This window comes from Marinococcus halophilus (genome assembly GCF_900166605.1).
Classification (GTDB): Bacteria; Bacillota; Bacilli; order Bacillales; family Marinococcaceae; genus Marinococcus; species Marinococcus halophilus.
In genome coordinates, this window is the sequence record NZ_FVZD01000005.1 from 162994 (window position 1) to 183074 (window position 20081).

At 46.2% G+C, this 20081-nt stretch carries 25 protein-coding genes; 11 read left to right on the forward strand and 14 right to left on the reverse strand.

Annotated features, from left to right (window positions below; translation table 11 throughout):
• Positions 1-54: 54 nt before the first annotated feature.
• Positions 55-942, forward strand: a complete 888-nt coding sequence (locus B5066_RS03230; protein WP_079475047.1) for a DUF5996 family protein — start codon at positions 55-57, stop codon at positions 940-942.
• A 41-nt stretch (positions 943-983) separates the two neighbouring features.
• Here the strand turns inward: B5066_RS03230 and B5066_RS03235 are convergent, their stop codons facing one another.
• From B5066_RS03235 to rpiA, 3 genes are all read right to left on the reverse strand, one after another.
• Positions 984-1304, reverse strand: a complete 321-nt coding sequence (locus B5066_RS03235) for a hypothetical protein (RefSeq protein WP_079474520.1) — start codon at positions 1302-1304, stop codon at positions 984-986.
• Positions 1305-1476: 172 nt separating this feature from the next.
• Complete coding sequence (locus B5066_RS03240) at positions 1477-2013, reverse strand: macro domain-containing protein (RefSeq protein WP_079474521.1); 537 nt, start codon at positions 2011-2013, stop codon at positions 1477-1479.
• A 160-nt stretch (positions 2014-2173) separates the two neighbouring features.
• Entirely contained in the window at positions 2174-2857 is a 684-nt protein-coding gene (gene rpiA / locus B5066_RS03245) for a ribose-5-phosphate isomerase RpiA (protein ID WP_079474522.1), read from the reverse strand.
• Between the two features lie 241 nt (positions 2858-3098).
• Here rpiA and B5066_RS03250 point away from each other — a divergent pair, with 241 nt between their 5' ends.
• Together B5066_RS03250 and B5066_RS03255 are read left to right on the forward strand one after the other, a co-directional pair.
• Positions 3099-4157, forward strand: a complete 1059-nt coding sequence (locus B5066_RS03250) for a sulfotransferase family protein (protein WP_079474523.1) — start codon at positions 3099-3101, stop codon at positions 4155-4157.
• Between the two features lie 93 nt (positions 4158-4250).
• Positions 4251-5384 (forward strand): alcohol dehydrogenase catalytic domain-containing protein, encoded by a 1134-nt coding sequence (locus B5066_RS03255; protein ID WP_079474524.1) that lies wholly within the window; start codon positions 4251-4253, stop codon positions 5382-5384.
• Positions 5385-5544: 160 nt separating this feature from the next.
• On the opposite strand, the gene B5066_RS03260 is transcribed toward B5066_RS03255, so the two are convergent.
• From B5066_RS03260 to B5066_RS03305, 10 genes are all read right to left on the reverse strand, one after another.
• On the reverse strand, positions 5545-6093 hold the full coding sequence (locus B5066_RS03260; RefSeq protein ID WP_094908153.1) for a GNAT family N-acetyltransferase: 549 nt from the start codon (positions 6091-6093) through the stop codon (positions 5545-5547).
• 96 nt (positions 6094-6189) lie between these two features.
• Complete coding sequence (locus B5066_RS03265; protein ID WP_079474526.1) at positions 6190-6381, reverse strand: YwbE family protein; 192 nt, start codon at positions 6379-6381, stop codon at positions 6190-6192.
• Between the two features lie 96 nt (positions 6382-6477).
• On the reverse strand, positions 6478-7404 hold the full coding sequence (locus B5066_RS03270) for a prenyltransferase (RefSeq protein ID WP_079474527.1): 927 nt from the start codon (positions 7402-7404) through the stop codon (positions 6478-6480).
• 123 nt (positions 7405-7527) lie between these two features.
• A complete protein-coding gene (locus B5066_RS03275) occupies positions 7528-8703 on the reverse strand; it encodes a chromate transporter (RefSeq protein WP_179124020.1) in 1176 nt (391 codons plus the stop codon).
• A 17-nt stretch (positions 8704-8720) separates the two neighbouring features.
• Entirely contained in the window at positions 8721-9026 is a 306-nt protein-coding gene (locus tag B5066_RS03280) for a PadR family transcriptional regulator (protein WP_079474529.1), read from the reverse strand.
• Between the two features lie 155 nt (positions 9027-9181).
• Complete coding sequence (locus B5066_RS03285; RefSeq protein ID WP_079474530.1) at positions 9182-9922, reverse strand: class D sortase; 741 nt, start codon at positions 9920-9922, stop codon at positions 9182-9184.
• A 131-nt stretch (positions 9923-10053) separates the two neighbouring features.
• Positions 10054-11067, reverse strand: coding sequence for a DUF6612 family protein (locus B5066_RS03290; protein ID WP_079474531.1), 1014 nt, complete (start codon positions 11065-11067; stop codon positions 10054-10056).
• 197 nt (positions 11068-11264) lie between these two features.
• Complete coding sequence (locus tag B5066_RS03295) at positions 11265-11630, reverse strand: DMT family transporter (RefSeq protein ID WP_079474532.1); 366 nt, start codon at positions 11628-11630, stop codon at positions 11265-11267.
• Positions 11631-11646: 16 nt separating this feature from the next.
• Positions 11647-11958 (reverse strand): DMT family transporter, encoded by a 312-nt coding sequence (locus tag B5066_RS03300; RefSeq protein ID WP_079474533.1) that lies wholly within the window; start codon positions 11956-11958, stop codon positions 11647-11649.
• Positions 11958-12488, reverse strand: coding sequence for a TetR/AcrR family transcriptional regulator (locus B5066_RS03305; protein ID WP_079474534.1), 531 nt, complete (start codon positions 12486-12488; stop codon positions 11958-11960). The genes B5066_RS03300 and B5066_RS03305 overlap by 1 nt, the downstream gene beginning before the upstream one ends.
• Positions 12489-12663: 175 nt before the next feature.
• Here B5066_RS03305 and B5066_RS03310 point away from each other — a divergent pair, with 175 nt between their 5' ends.
• From B5066_RS03310 to B5066_RS16655, 8 genes are all read left to right on the forward strand, one after another.
• Positions 12664-13758, forward strand: coding sequence for a GGDEF domain-containing protein (locus tag B5066_RS03310; RefSeq protein ID WP_079474535.1), 1095 nt, complete (start codon positions 12664-12666; stop codon positions 13756-13758).
• A gap of 131 nt (positions 13759-13889) precedes the next feature.
• Positions 13890-14804 (forward strand): methyl-accepting chemotaxis protein, encoded by a 915-nt coding sequence (locus B5066_RS03315; protein ID WP_079474536.1) that lies wholly within the window; start codon positions 13890-13892, stop codon positions 14802-14804.
• Positions 14805-14960: 156 nt separating this feature from the next.
• On the forward strand, positions 14961-16028 hold the full coding sequence (locus B5066_RS03320; protein ID WP_079474537.1) for an NAD(P)H-dependent flavin oxidoreductase: 1068 nt from the start codon (positions 14961-14963) through the stop codon (positions 16026-16028).
• A 62-nt stretch (positions 16029-16090) separates the two neighbouring features.
• On the forward strand, positions 16091-16510 hold the full coding sequence (locus B5066_RS03325; protein WP_079474538.1) for a DnaJ family domain-containing protein: 420 nt from the start codon (positions 16091-16093) through the stop codon (positions 16508-16510).
• A gap of 265 nt (positions 16511-16775) precedes the next feature.
• A complete protein-coding gene (locus tag B5066_RS03330; protein WP_261763955.1) occupies positions 16776-17756 on the forward strand; it encodes a sodium:calcium antiporter in 981 nt (326 codons plus the stop codon).
• 199 nt (positions 17757-17955) lie between these two features.
• Entirely contained in the window at positions 17956-18492 is a 537-nt protein-coding gene (locus B5066_RS17070; RefSeq protein ID WP_425320077.1) for a MarR family winged helix-turn-helix transcriptional regulator, read from the forward strand.
• A 140-nt stretch (positions 18493-18632) separates the two neighbouring features.
• Complete coding sequence (locus B5066_RS03340; protein ID WP_079474541.1) at positions 18633-19181, forward strand: DUF2812 domain-containing protein; 549 nt, start codon at positions 18633-18635, stop codon at positions 19179-19181.
• A 33-nt stretch (positions 19182-19214) separates the two neighbouring features.
• The gene (locus B5066_RS16655; protein WP_158219092.1) at positions 19215-19382 is read left to right on the forward strand and encodes a hypothetical protein; all 168 of its coding nucleotides are present in this window, start codon (positions 19215-19217) and stop codon (positions 19380-19382) included.
• 19 nt (positions 19383-19401) lie between these two features.
• Here B5066_RS16655 and B5066_RS03345 read toward each other — a convergent pair whose 3' ends face one another.
• Complete coding sequence (locus tag B5066_RS03345) at positions 19402-20037, reverse strand: class I SAM-dependent methyltransferase (protein WP_233133247.1); 636 nt, start codon at positions 20035-20037, stop codon at positions 19402-19404.
• Positions 20038-20081 lie beyond the last annotated feature (44 nt).

A 20081-nucleotide genomic window follows, 5' to 3' on the forward strand; every position in this document is an offset into this window, starting at 1 on the left:
TCATCAGAAAGCAAAAAAGCTTCCGGGAGAAAGGGGTAACGTTTAGTGGAAATCATGCCTTTTAAGGAATGGAAGGATACAAAACTGACACTGCAGCTTCTGTCTCAGATTCTTGGTAAAATACGGCTCGAAACAGCCCCGCAGGAGCCTCAGTGGGCGCACGTGATGCTTGAGATTACTCCGAATGGCTTCTCTACAGGGATGCTGATCCAGGACGGGAAAGCTTTTGAACTCGAAATAGATACACGGAACAGCCGTCTTCTGGCGGTAGTGGAAGATACTGTGGAAGCCACAAAGCTTGAAGATGGAACGCCTATTCAGACGTACTACGAATGGATTTTCAGCTGTCTTCATCAGGCAGGCATCCACGTGCGCATCTATCCCAAGCCACAGGAGATGCCGGTAACGGTATGGCTTTCTGAAGACCAGGTGCATAAACGGTACGATGCTGAAAAGGCCATGAAGGGACTTAAAATGATGCAGGCGGCGTATCAGGAAGAATTAGCTTTTATCGGACCACTGCGAGGCCGTAAAATTAAACCGGGGTTATTCTGGGGCACCTTTGACGTCTCGACGCTCATCGTGGAAAATATTCCAGAGCCGTTTCCCGAAGAAAAAACAATTGAAAAGGCAGCTTTTGACGAACAGTTTATCGAGCTTGGATTTTGGCCCGGTGATGATAATACAGACCATCCTTCCTTTTTTGTCCTGCCATACCCTTTTCAGGAAAAGGATTTAAACAGCCCGGCAATCGAGCCTAAAGAAGCCTATTACGATCCACAGGCGAGCGAATACTTTCTTCCTCTTACAGACAGCTTTGCTGGCTCGACTGTGCAGCAGTTTTTCCGCACTACGTTTGCTTTTCTGCACGCCGAGCTTGGCTGGAAGGACCCTGAATATTTTTACCGGCCCCTCCTGATGAAAAAACCTCCTACCATTTAGTAGAAAAACCCCGCGCAGCACTGGCTGCACGGGGTTAATATTTATATGACCAGAATGCGCCCATCTTCATATACATGGTACGTCCGAAGCAGGCCATCTTCTCCCTGTTCAATAAGCGAAGGATCCAACGCCTCTACCTGATAGTAAGTCTGGCCTTCTTCATTGCTGGAAGGATACTGGTCAACTTTTAATTCTGCTTCTGTGCCTTTCTGATCATGCACCGTCTGAACCGCTTCATAAGGGGTGAATTCCTGTTTCTGCTCTTGCTGGACAGTTGTTGGAGTTTCAGAAGCGTGCGCCGGAACAGCCGATCCTGTCACAAATAGAGCTGCGAGACCAACGACAGTAAAGAATTTTTTCATATATAGTCTCCTTTCAAAGAAAGATATGCCTCTATTTTCCCTTCGTAAAAGGAAACGTAACCAGCAGCGGCAGATTCAATTCGAAAGTTGGAGCACCTTAGCCGAATAGTCACGAACCAGTAGTTTAATGACAGTTATTTTTTATTGCTGCGGTCCCTGGTTCTTAGAGAGGTTAGGGCGAAACAGCCTGCTCAATATATTTTTCGTAGACGGCAGCGTCCTGGTCACTAAAGAGCACAAACCGGATATGCTGGACAGAAGCAGCATGAGAAAGTCTGTCTAAAAAGGGAGGCATAAAGTCTTCAAGAGCTTCCTCAAGGGGATAGCCAAAGGCCCCAGTGGAGAGGGCTGGGAATCCAATGCTTGCAATCTCTTTATCTTCGGCCAGCTGCATGGTGTTAAGGTAGCAGGCACGAAGGAGTTCGTCCGAAGGCTTATCGACGCCGTAGACGGGCCCGAGGCAGTGAATAACATAATCGTTTGGCATTTGAAATCCTTCCGTAATTACTGCTTCTCCGGGAGAAATAGGAGCCAGCGGTTTGCAGGCTTCTTCGAGCTCGGGACCTGCCGCCCGGTGAATGGCACCGGCGACGCCTCCGCCGGTTAAAAGCTGGGCATTGGCGGCATTGACTACAGAGTCGAGGTCGTCCTGCTTTGTAATATCGCCTTTAACAGATTCGATGGTGATACCCTGATATTCGGTCTGCATAAAATTGTCGCCTCCTAATACGTAGTTTGCAGAGCTCTTTTCTCTCGTTACTGTTTTTTATTTGCGGGCTCTTTATGCAGCTTTTATAGAGGGCGGGGTATTAATATTGCCGAAAAACTTTCTGCCCCCGGTTTTTTTAACGGAACTGCAATGGTTGATTTTACCGTTTATTTTCGAACGTTTCAGCTCCGCTGTCTGTACCTGCAATGACGATATCTGCCTGATCGACAAATAAACCAGTTTCTACAACTCCGACCAGCTGAATTAGCTGGTTGTGCAGCTCATCCGGGCGCTCAATCAACTGAAAATCACAATCAATCATGTAATTGCCGTTATCTGTTTCAAATGGAGCACCGTGGCTTCGGCGGAGGACAGGGTCGCAGCCAAGCGATTGGATGTCACGTACTATTTTCTGCCATCCGAAGGGTGTGACTTCGACCGGCAGTGGAAAGGAGCCGAGCTGTTGGACAATTTTGCTTTCATCCACAGCAATAATCACCTTATCTGCGGCGTCGGCAATAATTTTTTCCCTTAACAGGGAACCGCCGCCTCCCTTGGTCATATGAAAGCCGGGATCTACTTCATCTGCCCCGTCAATAGCCACATCTGCTTTTGTAATTTCGGTGGAAAAGTACACGAGCGGCACGTGAAATTCCTTGGCCCATTTTTCTGTAGTGGGGGAGGAGGGGATACCCTGGACATGCATCCCTTGCTGCACCAGTTCTCCGAGCTGCTGCATAACCCAGTACATAGTGGATCCGGAGCCCAGGCCGACAATAGAATTATCTGGAATATACTCAACAGCTTTCGCTGCTGCATCTTGTTTTTGCTGTTCCCTGGACATAAGAAAGCTCCTTTAGGATGTATTTAAGCAGGCTATTTCCTTTTCGGCGTTTGGTCAAACCTGGTGAAAGCCAAACCAGCCGGGCGCAGCCCAAGCTGTTAGTTGCGTCAGAGGATCCTTCTCCTGCTCATATTTTTCCTCTTGCACTGAAATAATCTGAAAGCAGCTTCGGACGTCATAATCACGATAAAAGTGGGTAGAGGAAAAGGTGAATGTATCATGATAAAAAGGAGGGTGTTCAATGACTGAACCAGTGTTTATTATTTCCACCGGAAGAAGCGGATCAACAGCCGTGTCCAACTGCATTAACCTCCATCCTAAACTTGTGAGCCTGTCCGAAATGATTCTTTCTGTCCATTACAATTTCGGGATCAGCGGGGAAGGATGGAAGGGATTCGATAAACAAGTTTGGACAGGCAAAGAGTTCTGGGAGCTGCTTGCCCAAAAAGAACCGGTACGCCTGGCCCCGTATGAAAAGAAAGGGCTTTACAATAAAGAAATTCTCTATGAAAGAAAAGAAAATTCTCTGTTTAACGAAAAAACAGGGCTGCCGGCTATTGCTTCAATCACTCTTCCTCATTTAACTAATGAGCCGGACAAGCTGTATCAAGAGCTTAAAGCAGTGGTACCGGCCTTTCCGGAAGGTTCGCTATCAGAGCAGTATCTGCGGTTGTTTGAATGGATGCAGGATCGTTTTGGAGGCGACACCAGTGTCGAGCGTTCCGGGTTTTCTACAGACGCAGTGGAATACTTAATAGACATGTTCCCGAACGCAAAATTTATTTTTTTATACCGGGACCCCCGTGAAATTGCTGTAGCTTTTAACCGTTTTCAGACGATGAAAATGGGAAAAACCATCTTAAAAGCGATGGAAGATACAGGGCTTGATCCTTCAGACCCTTCCACCGAGGCCGAAAAGCTTGGTGTCTATCAATGGCTGCATCCAGATTATTTTGAACTTGAAAAGCTGCACCAGGTGGAGATACCTTACAATGAACTCGGGTCCTGGATTTCAAAATCACTGCTGCATGCAGGCCGGGTGATCGAAAGCCTTCCAGAGGCTCAGCAGCACTGGCTCCGATACGAAGAATTACTGCAACAGCCTGAAAAAGAATTACGGAGCCTGATTGCATTTATAAACCCGCCCTCTGTATCGGGAGAGGAAAATGAAGAATGGATCAAGGCGGGTGCCAGCCGCATCAATCCCAAGCCTGATACGTGGCCCGGTCTTCCAGAAGAGAAAATAACGACGCTCGAAAAAGCGGTGCAGCCGGCCCTTCGTTATTTAGGATATGAATAACTCGAAGTTTACGAAGTCATATAAGCGGAAATAGTATTTAAAACCAGTAACTCCAGACACAGATCAAAATAACAGAAAGGCTGGTCTAAAATAATGAAGGCAGTAACGATTCAAGGCAAAGAACACATGGAAGTCAAAGAAGTCGCAGACCCGAAAATTGAACGCAGCGATGACATGATTGTACGCATTACAGCCAGTGGTATTTGTGGATCGGATTTGCATTTATATAAAGGCGGTATTCCAGCTCCGGAGGATTATGTTGTCGGTCATGAGCCAATGGGGATCGTAGAAGAAGTCGGCTCTGATGTCAAAACATTAAAAAAAGGAGACCGCGTTGTCATCCCGTTTAACATTGGGTGCGGGGAATGTTATTACTGTACTCACCAAATGGAAAGCCAGTGTGACAATTCAAACCCGCATGCTGAAATGGGCGGTTTGTTCGGATTTTCTGAGGATTTCGGGAACTTCCCGGGCGGCCAGGCAGAGTATCTGCGCGTGCCGTATGCTGATTTTACTTCCTTTAAAGTACCGGAAGACAGTGAACTGAAGGACGAAAGCGTATTGTTCCTTTCTGATGTCGTGCCTACTGCATTCTGGAGCATTGAAAACAGTGGAGCGACTTATGGGGATACGATCATTATTTTAGGCTGCGGGCCGATCGGATTAATGGCCCAGAAGTTTGCGTGGATGAAAGGGGCTTCCCGAGTTATTGCTGTGGATCAGGTGCCTCATCGTCTTGAGCATGCAAGAAGAACAAACAATGTGGAAACGTACAACTTCAGCGATACGAAAGAAATAGGCAAGCTTCTTCATGAAAATACAAAAGGCGGGGCAGATGTAGTAGTGGACTGTGTAGGCATGGATGGTACCGTGCCGCCGGACACAACATTCGGTTCCGAGAGTGACAATCAGTTTGGTACCATCAGCCCGATTGTGACAGCTTCTCAGTCCGTGAAGAAAAACGGAGTAGTACAGCTGACTGGTGTTTACGGCACAGAAGCCAACAGTTTCCCAATCGGTGACTTCTTCACGAGAAACGTAGCGCTTACGATGGGCCAGGCGCCGGTCATCCACATGATGCCTAGCCTGTATCGCATGATTGAAAACAAACTATTTGACCCGACCGATATTATCACACACCCTATTCCATTAGAAGATGCGGCTGAAGGCTACCGTATCTTTGATGAAAAAGAAGACGGAAACATTAAAGTGATTTTGAAGCCTTAAAATAATACTAATATAATAAATGCGGGGTCCTTATGCGAATATAAGGGCCCCGCATTTATTATGGTGATAAAGTGTTAATTGATTAGAAGAATAAAATATAGATGCGTGTGAAAGTATGAAACCAGATAAGAAATAAAATGTTTCACGTGAAACACTTTATTTATGAGTTCTTATAATAAATAAGGTTGTCTGTCCATGTATCATTTTCATAAATGAACTTATGGCGTGTACATTCATATTCCATCCCGGCTTTTTCTGCAATAGAGATGGAGGGCTCGTTATCTACATTAATGTGGGCTTCAATCCGGTGAAAATGCAAATCTTCAAAAGAAGCCTTTAGAACCTCACGTACAGCTTCTTTGCCAAAACCCTGATTCCAGTGCTGGTTATGGATAATATAGCCCAGCATCCCCCACTGGAATTCCTCGCGTATTAGGGTAGTGATGTCTGCATGTCCCAGGTGGCTGCCGTTTTTGTGGAAAATATCGTATACATAAGTGCGGTCCTGCTCAGCCATATCCTCGCGCTGCTGAATCATATTTGTAAATTGCCGTTTAGTAAAGCGGTTGATTTTGGGACGTCCAGGATCATAAAAATGTTGAGGTGCTTTTCGCTCCGAGAGTGCCTGCTTGTAGTTATCGAAGTCATTCGGCTGCAACGGGCGCAGGATTAACCGCTCCGTACTCCTTCCTTTTTGCTGGAATTTCACTATAAGCCTCCTGTCATTGGTATATTAATATAGTTTATTTTCGTTTTATAAAATGAAAAAACTCCGTCTCTTTGAGCAAAGAGAGGAGCTTTCATTCTAATGAATATGCTTGACGCGGCCGACCTGGCCGTCTTCAAGCCGGACTTTTATGCCGTGCGGATGGCTTGGGGAATTGGTGAGCAGATCTTTGACTACTCCGCGGGTCAGTGCGCCGCTTCGCTGATCTTTTTTTAAGACAATATCCACTTCCGCTCCCGGGGCAACATCTTTACGCTTTGTGCCGTCCATAGTATACCCTTCCTTTCAAAGGTGATGCTTTATTATAGCAGACAATTAAAAAGAGAAAACAACAAATTCCCTTTCTAAATCGCTGCATTGCCGATTCTAAATAAAAATACCCAGCCACCCAGCGTTTATCATGGCAATCAGTAAAAGAGTCTTTTCAACAGCTGATACATGCTCGGGGTTGGAGTTATCCATGCGGCTGACGAGTATAAGGGACGCTGCCATAAGTATGGCAAGCCCGATAGCGGCCTCCAGGCGTTCGCTCCCGAGCCAGAAAATGGATAGAGCCGAGACTGCTAAATAGCATACAGCAGGCATATGGGCATAAGGAGAGCCGAATTTACGGGTGAACCATACTACAGTGGTTCGCTTTTCGGGAGAGGCCTGCATATCTGCTTCCCGGTCCGGAATATGATGGACCATCACCCAGGCAAGACAGATCATGGCATTGATAAACGCGTTCTGCAGGGCCCACTCGGGCACCGTGCCGAGTGCCAGCCAGGCTCCGCCGATGCCAAGAGAAAATATGGATGGAAAAAGGCTGATCCATTCTCCGAGAAATGGTTTGTAGCTGAGACTGAGTGGGGGCAGGGAGTAAGAAGCAGCTGCGAAGACTCCGATAAGAAGAAGCACGCCTACTTTAAAATAGCCAAAAATAAAGCAAAGTACGGCAGCGCCAATTAATGAAATAGCGAGCCATTTTCCCACCAGCCACAATGATTTGAGCGACATGGCGTTAGTCTGCAACACCCGGCTGCCCCCGGAAAGGATAGCCGGGCTATGTGCATCGGTCCCGGAAAGGTAGTCGGCGTAATCATTAAAAGCGTGAGTGAGAAGCCCGTGGATAAGAAAAGCTCCGATGGCCAAAAGAATAAAAATAGCTATCAAATAAGGAATAGAGAGCGACGAATACAAAAACAGCGGCAGCATTGTAGAAACGATGGTAGCAATGCTCGAAGAGATAACAGCAATGGCACGGACGAGCATCCAGGCACTGCGCAGCGTACCGGCGAATTGGTTGGCCATTCACATCTTTCCTTTTTCGTTCCTGATAATTTCAATTTTTTCTGGTACCAGTATCCCATTTCTTGAAGACTTCGTACAGCAGCTGGGCGTATGTACTGAAAAACAGCATTAAAAAAACGCTGTTCATAAAAGAACAGCGCCTGCAGCTGCCCCGCTCACTACGATGACCCACGGCGGCAGCTTCCAAAAAGCAAGCATTGTAAACAAAAAAGCAGCGAGTATAAAGTCAAGCGAGGTCGTAATTGATGACGTCCAGATTGGATTATAAAAGGCAGCAAGCAAGATGCCGACGACCGCGGCATTCACGCCGGTTAAAGCCCCTTTTATGTGGGTGTTTTTACGGAGCAGGGACCAAAAAGGCAAAGCTCCAATGATTAACAGAAACGCGGGCAGAAAAATACCTGCAGAAGCGATAAGGGCACCCTGCCAGCCAGAAAGGACAGTCCCCAGATAAGAAGCGAAGGTGAATAAAGGCCCCGGCACAGCCTGGGCCGCTCCGTAGCCTGCGAGAAACGTCTCTTCACTCATCCACCCGGTTGGGACAAATTCCCGTTCCAGCAGAGGAAGAACCACGTGGCCGCCGCCAAATACAAGCGCTCCGGCCCGGTAGAAACTGTCGAACATGGCAATGAAGGTAGAACCGGTCCAGTCCCGCGCAAGCGGAAGGAGAGCGAGCAGAACAAAAAAGAGAGTCAGACAGAAAACCCCTGTTTTGCGCGATACGGTTTCGATGACTGCCGTATAATCTGCCTCCTGGGCCGAGCGGTACAGCAGCCAGCCGGTACCGCCTGCTGCGAGTATGACTAGCACCTGTGCAAGAGAGGTCTGCCATAAAAGTGTACCGCTCATGGCGAGCAGAGCGATGGTACGACGCTGAAGATCGGGAGTGAGCTTTTGCGCCATGCCCCATACTGCGTGGGCCACTACCGCCACCGCCACGATTTTAAGCCCCTGAAGCCAGCCGGCATCACTGACATCAAGCCCTTCAAGCAAGAGGGCGAATATCACCAGGGCAATAACAGAGGGGAGGGTAAACCCTAGAAAAGAAATAAATCCTCCCACGGGCCCGCCTCGGATGATCCCTATTCCGATGCCCACCTGGCTGCTCGCAGGACCGGGAAGAAACTGGCATAATGCGACCAGGTCCGCATAGCTCTGTTCGTCGAGCCATTTTTTTCGCCGCACGTATTCTTCGTGAAAATAGCCTAAATGGGCGATGGGCCCTCCGAAAGAGGTCAGGCCCAGCCGTGTGGAAATTAAAAATATTTCCATCCATTTTTGGCCCAGGGTTTTTTCCATGCTGTTCTCTCCTATCCTTACTTAATTTCTTTAAACAATTCGTAAGCTTTTGCGCGGGCTTCCTGCAAAATGCGGCCTCCTTTGTCGGTAGTGGTGTAGTATTTGCGGATCTTTCCGTTTACGTTTTTGTTTTCTTTGTGTAAGAGACCGTCACTTTCCATTGTATGAAGAATGGGATAAAGAGTGCCTGCGCTCATGGAATAGCCGTGCTCCTGCAGCTCTTCGAGCATCCACTGCCCGTAAATGGGATGCTCGGAGGCGTGATGCAGAATATGAATATGAATAAAGCCTAAGAAAAGCTTACGAAGTGTTTTGTCTTCCATGATCAATCATCCTTTCGGTATTCGATATCGAAAACCGATATCGATAGAATAACAATTCAATTTCATTATAGCAAGAGGGAGATATACATTTAAATCGATGCTGAAGAAATGAGAAAACGGCTCTGCCGGTTGGCCGGCGGAGCCGTTCTGAATGCTTACAGGCTGTTTGTCTGTTCGAGTGTGGCTTCTACAATGTAACGGTCAGGAGCGCTGCCGATATAATCAAAAGGGTAACAGGTAGTAAGCGTAAGCGTTGGTTCCTCTTTATCAACAATTACGGAGCGGTCTTCTGCATCCGTCACCCATGTTTTCTGCAGCCGGTAAACGTATTGGGTATCGTCATATTCGACGATGAGAGAGTCCCCGTCTTCAAGGTTGTCGAGTCCCGTAAAAACCGTGTCCCGGTGACCGCTGAGTACTGTATGGCGGGACTCCGCCGGAGTGGTTGTCCATTCGCTGACATACATGCCAACGCCCTGGTCAAGCGATTCGTCGTCTGTACCCCAATAGACAGAATAAGAGTTTCCAAGCTCCGGGATTTTTAATTTGGCTACATTTTCGCCTTTACTCCATTTTTCTATTTCATCGCTCATCACTGGTGGAGTTTCGTTGTTTTCAGAGGCGGGGACTTCGCTTGTACCGCTGTCTGAATTTTCTCCTTCAGGCAGCGTGTAGGCCTCAGGCTCTTCGGCAGCATCTTCGCCGGAGGAATCGTTCTCCCCTTCAGAAACATTTTTATCCGGGGTTTTCGGTGCATCGTCCGAAGAATCGGCGATGACATCTTCTTCATTCGTAGAGATTTTATCTACTCCGGCTCTGGCGTCAAACCACTGATAACCGAAGTAGCCGGTGATGCTCAGGCCGATAACAATCATCGCAATAAATATTCTTTCCATATATGTTCACTCCAGTAAAGGGACATAACGGACCGTAATAGACGTTACTATTATTTCCATAATACACGTTCCATAAAGAAAAAAACAACCTTCACCGAGAAGGCGAAGGCTGCTGCGTGGTTAAAAGTGTATTATGCCTGCTGACGGCGTCTGGTCCAAAGCAGTGCCCCGCTGGCAATTACGCTCAGGGCCAGGCCGGCAGCCATATAAGCCGGCTGGGAGCTGGCTGTTTCAGGCATTTCTCCGCCTTCAGCGTCTTCTTCCATGGAAGCGTCTTCTCCGGCCATGCCTTCTTCAGGCATCTCTTCCATCTCATTCATTCCATCCATGCCTTCCATTTCATCCATCGGTACAGCGTTGTCCATAACTTCCTCTGGAACAGTAATATCACTCACGCTGTTGAAATTGGAATAAGTGGAATCAGCTGTCAGCTTCATGTCTGTTGTAATTTCTTCCATATCATAAGAAGCATCCAGGTTAATAGTGCTCGCTGTCATGTAGTGCGTTTCCTTATCCAGGGTTAAGCTCATGGAGACATCCTTAATATCGATCATGCTCCACGTTTCTTCCAGCATTTCTTCATTTGCCATGCCGCTTCCCATATCAGACTGCATCATTTTACTGGCCGCTTCTTCTATTTCTTCACCGCTTCCTTCGTAGGTGAGTACGTAGGAATTTTCTGTCTCCTCTATGTCCATTTCTTCAGCGAAGGCTTCCGATGCTTCCATATGCATGCCGGGGCTTGTAGTCATTTCTTCCATGCTCCCCATCATATCAGCGGGCATCATAGTCCAGCTGCCATCCGGCATTTCGACGTAGTAACCGTCTTCTGTCCAGTACATTTCTGTAGACACTTCTTCACCGCTGACTGGATCGACTGTGTTAGTTGTCTGGTAGAGGGCGAAAGGATCCATTGTAATATCCTGCTCCGAGGTGGAGCTGTTTGTCATTGTTTCACCTTTACCGGCGGCGTTTGTAATTTCCTGTGAAATTTCTGTAGTGGCAGAATAGCTGTCAAGTTCAGCCATCGTTTCGTTTGACTGCTGTAAAATGTCACCGGTATTCAATTCCTCCGCTTGAGCGGGCACGGCAATTACGCCAAGTGCTAAAACACCGGCACTGCTTCCTGTAATCCACTTTTTCATCATTATTCGTCCTTTCTTTACTTTCATGTATTCATCAAAAGCTTATGTGAAAAAATACTGGCTTCTGGTATTCTATGGTAATTTTACCTTATAAATGTCGGGAGTAAACGCTTTTTTTAAAATTTTATGTAAAAATGTGAGAAAAAAATCCCGCATATCCATGTTTCACGGAGACTGCGGGTTTTTAAAAACGAAGCTTAAGTGTGCCGGGCACGGGGAAAATACTTGCCTTTTCTATTACGGCGGCCACTCTTCACATGAAGCAGGATAAGGCCGGAAATAACTAAAAACAGCCCGATGGCCTTCATCCATCCGAATGATTCCTGAAAAAGCACAATGCCTGCTCCGGCTGTTAAAGCCGTGCCAAGTCCTGCCCAGATAGCGTAAGCGACAGACAGCGGGATCGATTTTAAAGCAAGGCTGAGAAAGAAAAAAGCACTAATGAATGCTATAAAAACAGTTAGAGAGGGAATAAGGTTGGTAAATCCTTCGGAGAGCTTTAAAGACGTAGAAGCAACGACCTCAAATAAAATGGCGGCCAATAATAGAAGAGCAGCACGCATAATTTGTCCCTTCCTTTCATCCTAAATTCATCATAAGAATACCGATTACCAGGCAAATAATGCCTCCGGCGTTCGTTTTGTTCATTTTTTCCCTGAAATAAAAAACTCCAATGCCTGTAGTCAATATGGTGCCAAGGCCGCTCCAGGTAGCGTAAACAACACCAAGAGGGAGAGTCTGAAGAACTAGAGCCAGCAGATAAAAAGCAATGCCCATACCCGCTGCAAACCCGAGAGAGGGAAGCAGCCGGGTAAAACCATACGAAAGCTTCAGCATGGAGGAGGCAAATACTTCGCAAACGACAGAGATAATAATGAGCGCATAAACCATTACAGCTCTCCTTCGCCGAGACGGTTCAAAAGATTTTGAAGCAGGCGTTCAGCCTGTGAAAGAGGCATGGTGTTAATCTCAAAAATATGGGAGAACCAAATACCGTCACTTAACAGCCGGATCATGGAAGCATCATCAGCATGAAAGGTGTCAGAAGCAAAAAGTGTCTCCCAGCGTTCGTTGTATTCCTTCCAAAGGTCGAGCACTTCTTTATGATCAGCAAGGGTGGCCAGCAGACTCGCATTTATTAAAAAATTACTGCCTGAACGAAGCTCTTCGAGTGTTGCTTCTGCATATGCTTTAATATAACTTCCCGCCACATGGCGTTTTTCTTCAATTAATTCATGAAAGCGTGCAAGCGCATAAGCGTTCATCTCATAAATGAGCTGTTCTTTATTAGGAAAATGATAAAGCAGGCCGCCTTTACTTACATCAGCTTCTTCTGCCACCGCATGGAGCGTAAGACGGTTAAACCCTTCCCTGCGGATAATACGGGCAGCAGCGTGCATAATATCTACTCGTTTGCTCATTGTTAATTCTCCTTATAGTTAACAGTCTGGACGGTATAGTAAGTAGTATAGCAAAGAAAAGGTGAAAAGGCGAAAAAGAAGCCCAGGTATCCCAAACCAGCGTAGAAACTACATCTTAAAAGGATCAAACCACGGGATACATTCGTGCACGGGGACTGAATGATGGGAGGGGGCCATGGTGTTAAGTCAGCTTTTTGTTAATTTAACTATTTTGGTGTCATTCCTTTTCTTTTATTATCAAGTATTCCGGGAGCACTCTTTTTCACACATTACTACTACACCGGTGAGGTTGATGACTGGCGTGCTCTTTGGATTGCTCGGCATGGTTTTAATCGAGTTTGGCATCAAGGTTAATGAATACACGCTGATCGACCTTCGCCATATTCCAATTATGATCAGTGCTTTGTTTGGAGGATGGATGCCTGCAGTCACAGCTGCGGTTATTATTTCGTTTTCCCGTCTCGCATTTGGAGGGGGAGTAATCGTTTTGTACCCGCTCAGCATGATTATTTTCAGCACGGCGGTATCGGTTTTTATCGCCCGTGCGGTACGGGACCCGTGGCTTGCAGCATTCTATATGCTTCTCAGCTCCAATCTCTATTTTCTCGTTATCATGCTTTATCAGTTAAACACTGTCGCTCTTTATACAGAAGTAGCGCTCAGTTATTGGTTTGTTTCATTTGCTGGAGTATTCGCAGCTGTATATATGGTAAAGCGGCTGACTTATTCCAACCAGCTGCTTCACAAGTACCGTGCAGAATCCTTAAAGGATCCTCTTACGGGCCTTGATAATCCAAGGAGCTTCACTTATTCCTTAACAAAAAAACTGGAGCAGGCTTCGAAAACAAAGCAGGCAGTATCTCTACTCATTATTGACATCGATCATTTTAAAGATATTAACGATCAATACGGTCACGCAGCCGGAGATGACATCCTAAGGCAGCTCGGCGCGGTGCTTCTCGAAATGGTCCGGCCTGAGGATTCTGTATATCGTAAAGGCGGGGAGGAATTTACAATCATATTGTTCGGCTGTTCCGGTTTTAGGGCAGCTGGTATCGCTGAACGCATACGTCAGCGGGTGGAAAAATATCCTTTCATAACAGAGCACCGGACATTGAACATTACTGTGTCAACCGGAGTTTCTACTTTCCCTGATACTGCTGTGGAGGAGAGAGAGCTTTTTAAACAGGCGGATGAAGCTTTGTACCAGGCAAAAGATCAAGGCCGTAACCAGACATGTATGTATTCGAAAAAAGACCTTAAAGAATAGGTCTTTTTTATTGTTATTGAATAATTAAGACTTTTTTATAAATATGTATTAAAAAAAGTGTTTTTAAAATAGCCTAATGGGTATAAAGTATTAATGATATATAATTAAAAAGAACTAGAGAGGTAATAGTAATGCAAACAATAAAAAACAATGACCAGGTTTTAGAAGCGTCCCAGGTATTGCGTGCGCTTGAGCAATCGCTTGCTTTAATTGAATTCGACCTCAATGGAAGAGTTTTGTGGGCGAACCGCCATTTTGCTGCTGCAATGGAATACCATGAAGAAGATATGGCTGGTATGCACCACCGGCAGTTTTGTACCCCGGATTTCGCCTCAAGCCGGGATTACGAAAAATTTTGGCAGGATCTGCGCGCGGGAAAATCTTTTCAGGATAAAATCCAGCGGATGACGAGAAGCGGCAAGCTGGTAAGGCTTGAAGCTACGTATATGCCCGTATTTGATGATAGGGGGAAAGTACATGCCGTATTGAAGGCAGCGACAGACATTACACTTCGGGAGAATGAGATGACAAAAGTTTCGAATTCCGTACAAAGTATGTCTGAGGAGCTGTTGAAAAGAGCGGAGGACGGGATGATAAAAAGCCGTGATATCATCGAAAGCTCTCATCAGGTGGTGGAAGAAGCAAATAACAACCTGGTGATTCTCGCATCATTGGAACAGCAGGCAGATTCTATACGCGGCATCGTAAAAACGATTCGTGAGATAGCAGACCAGACGAATTTGTTAGCTTTAAATGCGGCCATTGAAGCGGCACGGGCCGAAGAACATGGCCGGGGGTTTACAGTGGTGGCAGATGAAGTACGGAAACTGGCGACGAGGGCCCATTCCTCTATCCAGGAGGTAAACGGGCACGTTGAGGGCATCACCGGGGAAGTAAGTAAAATAAGCGAAGGCACGCTCCGTTCCCAGAAGGGGATGGAAAACAGCCAGGAGCACATCAAACAGGCTGTGGAAGAATTTGAACACATTGGCACAGCAGCGAGGAGCCTGGAAGAACGGGCAAAACAATTTCGGAATATTTTGTAAAAAGCAGCGGGCTTATGCCCCCTGTTTTTTTGTTCGAAAAACGCATACTGAAACTTTAGGCTCGATGCAAAAGATTCAGGCGTGTCTGGTGTCGTGATATAATAAATACATTTCCAATTAATTGTATAAAACATTGTCATAAAGGAGAGAGCATACATGGCGGCACGTCCTGAATTACTTATGCGTCTTCGAATTGAAAAACCCATTATTCAAGCCGGGATGGCAGGCGGGATCACTACCCCGGAGTTAGTAGCAGAAGTCACAAAAGCTGGCGGACTTGGAACTATAGGAGCCGGGTATATGCACGCGGAGAATCTTCGTTCTGCCATCCAACGTGTTAAAAAGCAGACAGAGGGTGCGTTTGCGGTGAACGTTTTTGTGCCGGAAACCCCGGAAGTGGTTCCTGGAGATGTGCAGAAAGCCAATGAAAAGCTCTCCCTGATTCATAAAAAGTTAAATTTAGACTCTGCACCAGTGCCCGAAAAGCTGCCCTCTTTTTTTGAAGAACAGCTCGAAGTTGTTATAGAAGAAAAAATTGAAATCTGCAGCTTTACCTTTGGGCTTCCTTCTCCTGAACAAATGAAGCGGCTGAAAGCCCACGGCGTCTTTTTGATCGGCACCGCCACCTCCGTGGAGGAAGCTGCCCGGAATGAGCAGGCAGGAATGGACGCAGTGGTGGCCCAGGGAAGTGAAGCAGGCGGACATCGGGGTACCTTTGCAGAATCGTTTGAGAAAGCGATGGTAGGAACCATGGCCCTGGTACCGCAGGTCGTAGATAAAGTCGATATTCCAGTTATTGCAGCTGGGGGGATTATGGATGGTCGTGGTGTTCTGGCTGCGCATGCTCTGGGCGCGGAAGCCGTGCAGATGGGCACTGCGTTTTTAACATGCAGGGAAAGCGGTGCCCCGCCCGCCCACCAGCAGGCTGTATTAACGAGTAAAGAAACTGACACTGCCATTACTACTATATTCAGCGGCAAGCCGGCCAGGGGAATAACGAATAAAATGATGGCGTGGATGGAAGCGCTTGATCACAAATGGCCGCCGTATCCAGTCCAGAACATGCTTACCCAGCCAATTCGCCGGGAAGCGGCCAGGCAAAACGAGTCTGCATTTATGTCTCTATGGAGCGGCCAAGGAACACGCCTTAGTGTACAGGAGCCGGCAGCTGCCATGATTAAGCGTCTTATGGAAGAGGCGGAAGAAGCCTGGGAAAGTCTCTAGAAGGACTCTCTGCGCTCTGTTTGTTAAAATAAAATTATCATTAGAATAAAGGAGCAGAACAGATGGCGTTATCGAAGGAATATAATGAGAAGCTGGCTGATGAAAAAGAAGGACTAACGTACCGCGACCCGATTGGTGAATTAATCCGGGAGCACGAAAAAAAAGGCGGTTTTGACAACCTGCAGGGACGTGGGGAGCCGCTTTCGAAAGAATATCTGCAGAACGACACCTTTGATACGCTTTTAAAGCGAAATGGATTTGTGCCTTCGTGGGTTCGGCTTCAGCGGGAAATACGGGAAGAGCTCGAGAAAGTATTGAACCAGCAGTTGTATAAAAAGGCCTCTGAACACCGTATAAAAAAAGAAATCAGCAAAATAAATAAAAAAATTCGTCGTTACAACCAGCTTTGCCCAACGCCGGGTCTGCAGCGCTGTTTAATAGAAATAGACAGTATCCAGGGCCAATATGAGAACTGGCGTTAGGCTGGCCTGAAAACCATGTGATAGTTTCGCGTGCAACCTCGGAGATGTTTATAATATTTTTCGTTTGGAGTCATTGCAGGGATAAAAGCTTTTTACTATTTTAAATATTTAAATATCCTGTAGTGCCTCCTGAGAATAAGAGAATGAAGGTTACTATCATATTCGAGAGGGTAAAACGGGAAGGAGTTCTTTAATATTAAAAGTGCGAAGCTGTGATTTGTAAATAGATGGAAGGAGTCAATGCTTTATTACTGCTACTTTATCAATCGTTGCATTTATACTTTCTGCTGCAGTTTCAGTGTTTTCAGCTGTGAAATTGTCAGGCTATGCAGATATTATCAGCAGAAATACGAAAATTGGCGGTCTGCTTGCGGGTACTATCCTTCTGGCCGTTGCAACGTCTCTTCCTGAATTAACCGCGACGATCTCGGCTAGTGTGATTGGCAACGCCGATATCGCAGTAGGGAACGGACTTGGAAGTATTATTTTTAATATTTTCTTTTTGTTTTTACTGGATATTTACTTTCGAAACAAACGGTTATTTCTTAAAGTATCAGATGATCATCTTTATACAGCCATCATTGCGCTTTTGCTCTGCGTAGTGACGGCCGGCGGCCTAATACTTCACTACCCGCTTTCCTATTTTGGCGTAAGTGTTATCAGCTTACTGGTAGTTATTATTTACCTCGGCGGCATGTTTTATATATCCCAAAAGCAGAACGATACTGCTGAAGAGGAAAAAACAGCTTCGCCGGATCAAAATGTAAACATCCGGCGAACCATTATTAAATTTATCACGTTTGCTGTGATTATTTTTATTTCCGGAAGCACTCTGTCTATATCCGGAGACATTATGTCGACTACTACGGGAATAAGCGCTACAGCGGTCGGCAGTATTCTGGTCGCAACTGCCACTTCCCTGCCGGATGCTGTTAGCGTATTTGTAGCGCTGAGGCTTGCCAATGTGAATATGGCGATTGGTACGATTCTTGGAAGCAATATTTTCAACGTACTCGTAACAGCGATCGGAGACGCCTTTTACCGCGGCGGGAGTATTTGGGTGGATACGAGCAACCAGACCACGGTGGTGGCTGTAGCCGGGTTCGTACTCACGGGGCTCGTAATGATCATTGTGAAAAGGGACCGGACCAGAAATGCGTTTACCTACATGCTCCCTTCGCTAGTGGTAGTGACTGGCTATATGATTATGATTGCTTCTATTTTATTTTATAACGAGAGTGCGTAAAAGCAGGCTGCGGCCTGCTTTTTTTATGCTGGAGAAGTATAGACAGGCACATTAATTGCGCGTGCAACTAATTATTAATGCGCTGGCCAAAGGAAAACAGTGCAAAGCTTTATGTATTTTGGGCAGTTTTTGTCTCCGCTTGTGCTGAATGCTATCGGTCGTTTGGCGGGTAGACCGCTCGGCCCCAATCAATTTATTTATGCCTTTTCAGGAATCACAGCGGTCGCAGCAGCGTTTGTTTTTCTGTTTAAAGCTTTCCAGGGCCGTACAGTTTCGGAGGAGAAGAGATAGCATAACAATTTATTCTGTTGGCAAATGGGCTGCCATTATTCAGCGTTTTACTCACCAGTATATCGATAAACGGTTCAATCATTTTGGTTTAGGGAATACAGAAGGGCTTGTACTTTTAACGCTGTATGAACAGGGAAATGTATCGCAGGAGTATATCACAAGGCAGATAGTGACGGACAAAGCCACCGTCACGCGCGCAATAAAAAGACTTGAAAAAAAGGTATCTTTACCGAAAAGACAGCGTTTCAGATCGGAGAGAAAAGACCCTTTTTCTTACTGGTGCGGCCTGGAGAATAGAAAAAGAAGTCGTGGAAACAATGCAGGAATGGACAGAAATTATGACAAAAGAGTTTACAAAGGAAGAAAAAGAAAGACTTCTGAGGCTTATGGGAAAAGCAGCGGAGAACGCCTGAACCGAAGTCGGCGGCAGGTAGAGTATTTGTGACTGCAGATAGCTCATGGTAGCATAAAGATATATACTTCGTTCAATCTTATGATCTTCCCCGGCGCTAATCTGCCCTTCATCGTTTTTATCTTATTAAATTCCAACTGTGTGTATTTCATATACAGGAGGTGTATAGTTACTTGCGAAGAGAAACCAAATTTTTATTTTCTTTTATGCCTTTCACTACTTATGACAAAGAAAAAAGCCGTTTGAAGGAGCAGCGTCAAAAAGGATGGCAGGTCCAGGACTGCTCTCTGCTCGGGTATTCGTTGTCAGAAGTAAGAGAAGAAGAAAAGGAATACCAGTTCATTATGTCGAAAGACTATCAGGGACTGCGAAAAATTTCTGAAGATGAGTGGACGCTTCTTTGCTCTTCTCCAGTTCTTCACATATTCGAAGGGGAAAAAGACGCTTCTTCCTTTCAGGACCATTGGACGCTTTACTTTTTAGAGGAATACCGGAAAAAGTGCCGACGGTGGGGGATTATGGCTGCCATCAGTGTTCTTTTGTTTATAATCTTTTTACTCCTGGTAATAACTGATTTGAACCTGCCGGGCATGGCGGTGAATTTTGCCTTTTTTATGCTTTCACTGTTCACGGGGATAGTAGCCTTTACAGTGGTCCGGTGGCTCCGGACGCTTACCATCATCAGTCAGGCCAAACAGATTATCAGTATCCGCCCAGAATAAATATTTTATCCTGCACATGAAAGGACGACCTTCATGGAAGAAGAGCTTCGCTATTTAAACGAAGAGGACAGGGAAAGACTGGAAGAAATTCAATCATTGCTTGAAGGAAATATTTCATATGAAGACCAGAAGAAGCTCGTAACAGAACTGGCGATACTGCGTGAAAGAAATGAGCTTAGAAAAAGATCCCGGCCGGAATAGGCACGGGATCTTGCTGTGTTTATTTCTCCGGTTTAATGCATACAGCGACGCCAAAAGGATAGTGGACACCCGGACGAGCGGACCGTTCGAAAGCGACGCCCTGCTGGTAATAAAGCTGCAACTCCTGCCAGGGCCAGGCTTTATCGGTTAAAAGTTCTTTCCATTCCTCCAGGGTTAACTGGTGGTAGTGAAAAGGAGAATTGCTGGGTCTGTCTCTTCCCCGGCCGAATGGCGTAGAAACGACGAGCGTACCTCCAGGCCGGAGCAGGGCATACATGCGTTTCATAAAGGTATGGTCATCAGGCACGTGTTCAATGGTTTCGAAAGAAACAATGGTGTCAAATGTACCTATTCGTGCTGGAAGATTTTCGTCAAGTGCATCTCCGGTCTGAAAGGAAAGCTGGGGATGATAATAGTGTTTTTGGGCAAATGTGATTGCCTCAGCATCAATATCGACGCCGAGAACATGACCCACTTCGCGTTTTTTTCCTTTCGCCGTCATTTGGGCTCCGTAGCCGACCCCGCAGGCAATATCGAGCAAACGCCCCCTGGCATAAGGCATGGCAAAATAATAACGGGCCATATGTTCGAGCAGCATACCATTGGTCGGTTTCATTTTTGAAGGGATGATTCGTTCTCCTGTGTCTTCTAACACGCTCAGTCACCGCTATCTGTATAGTCTTATTCTTTTATCATATA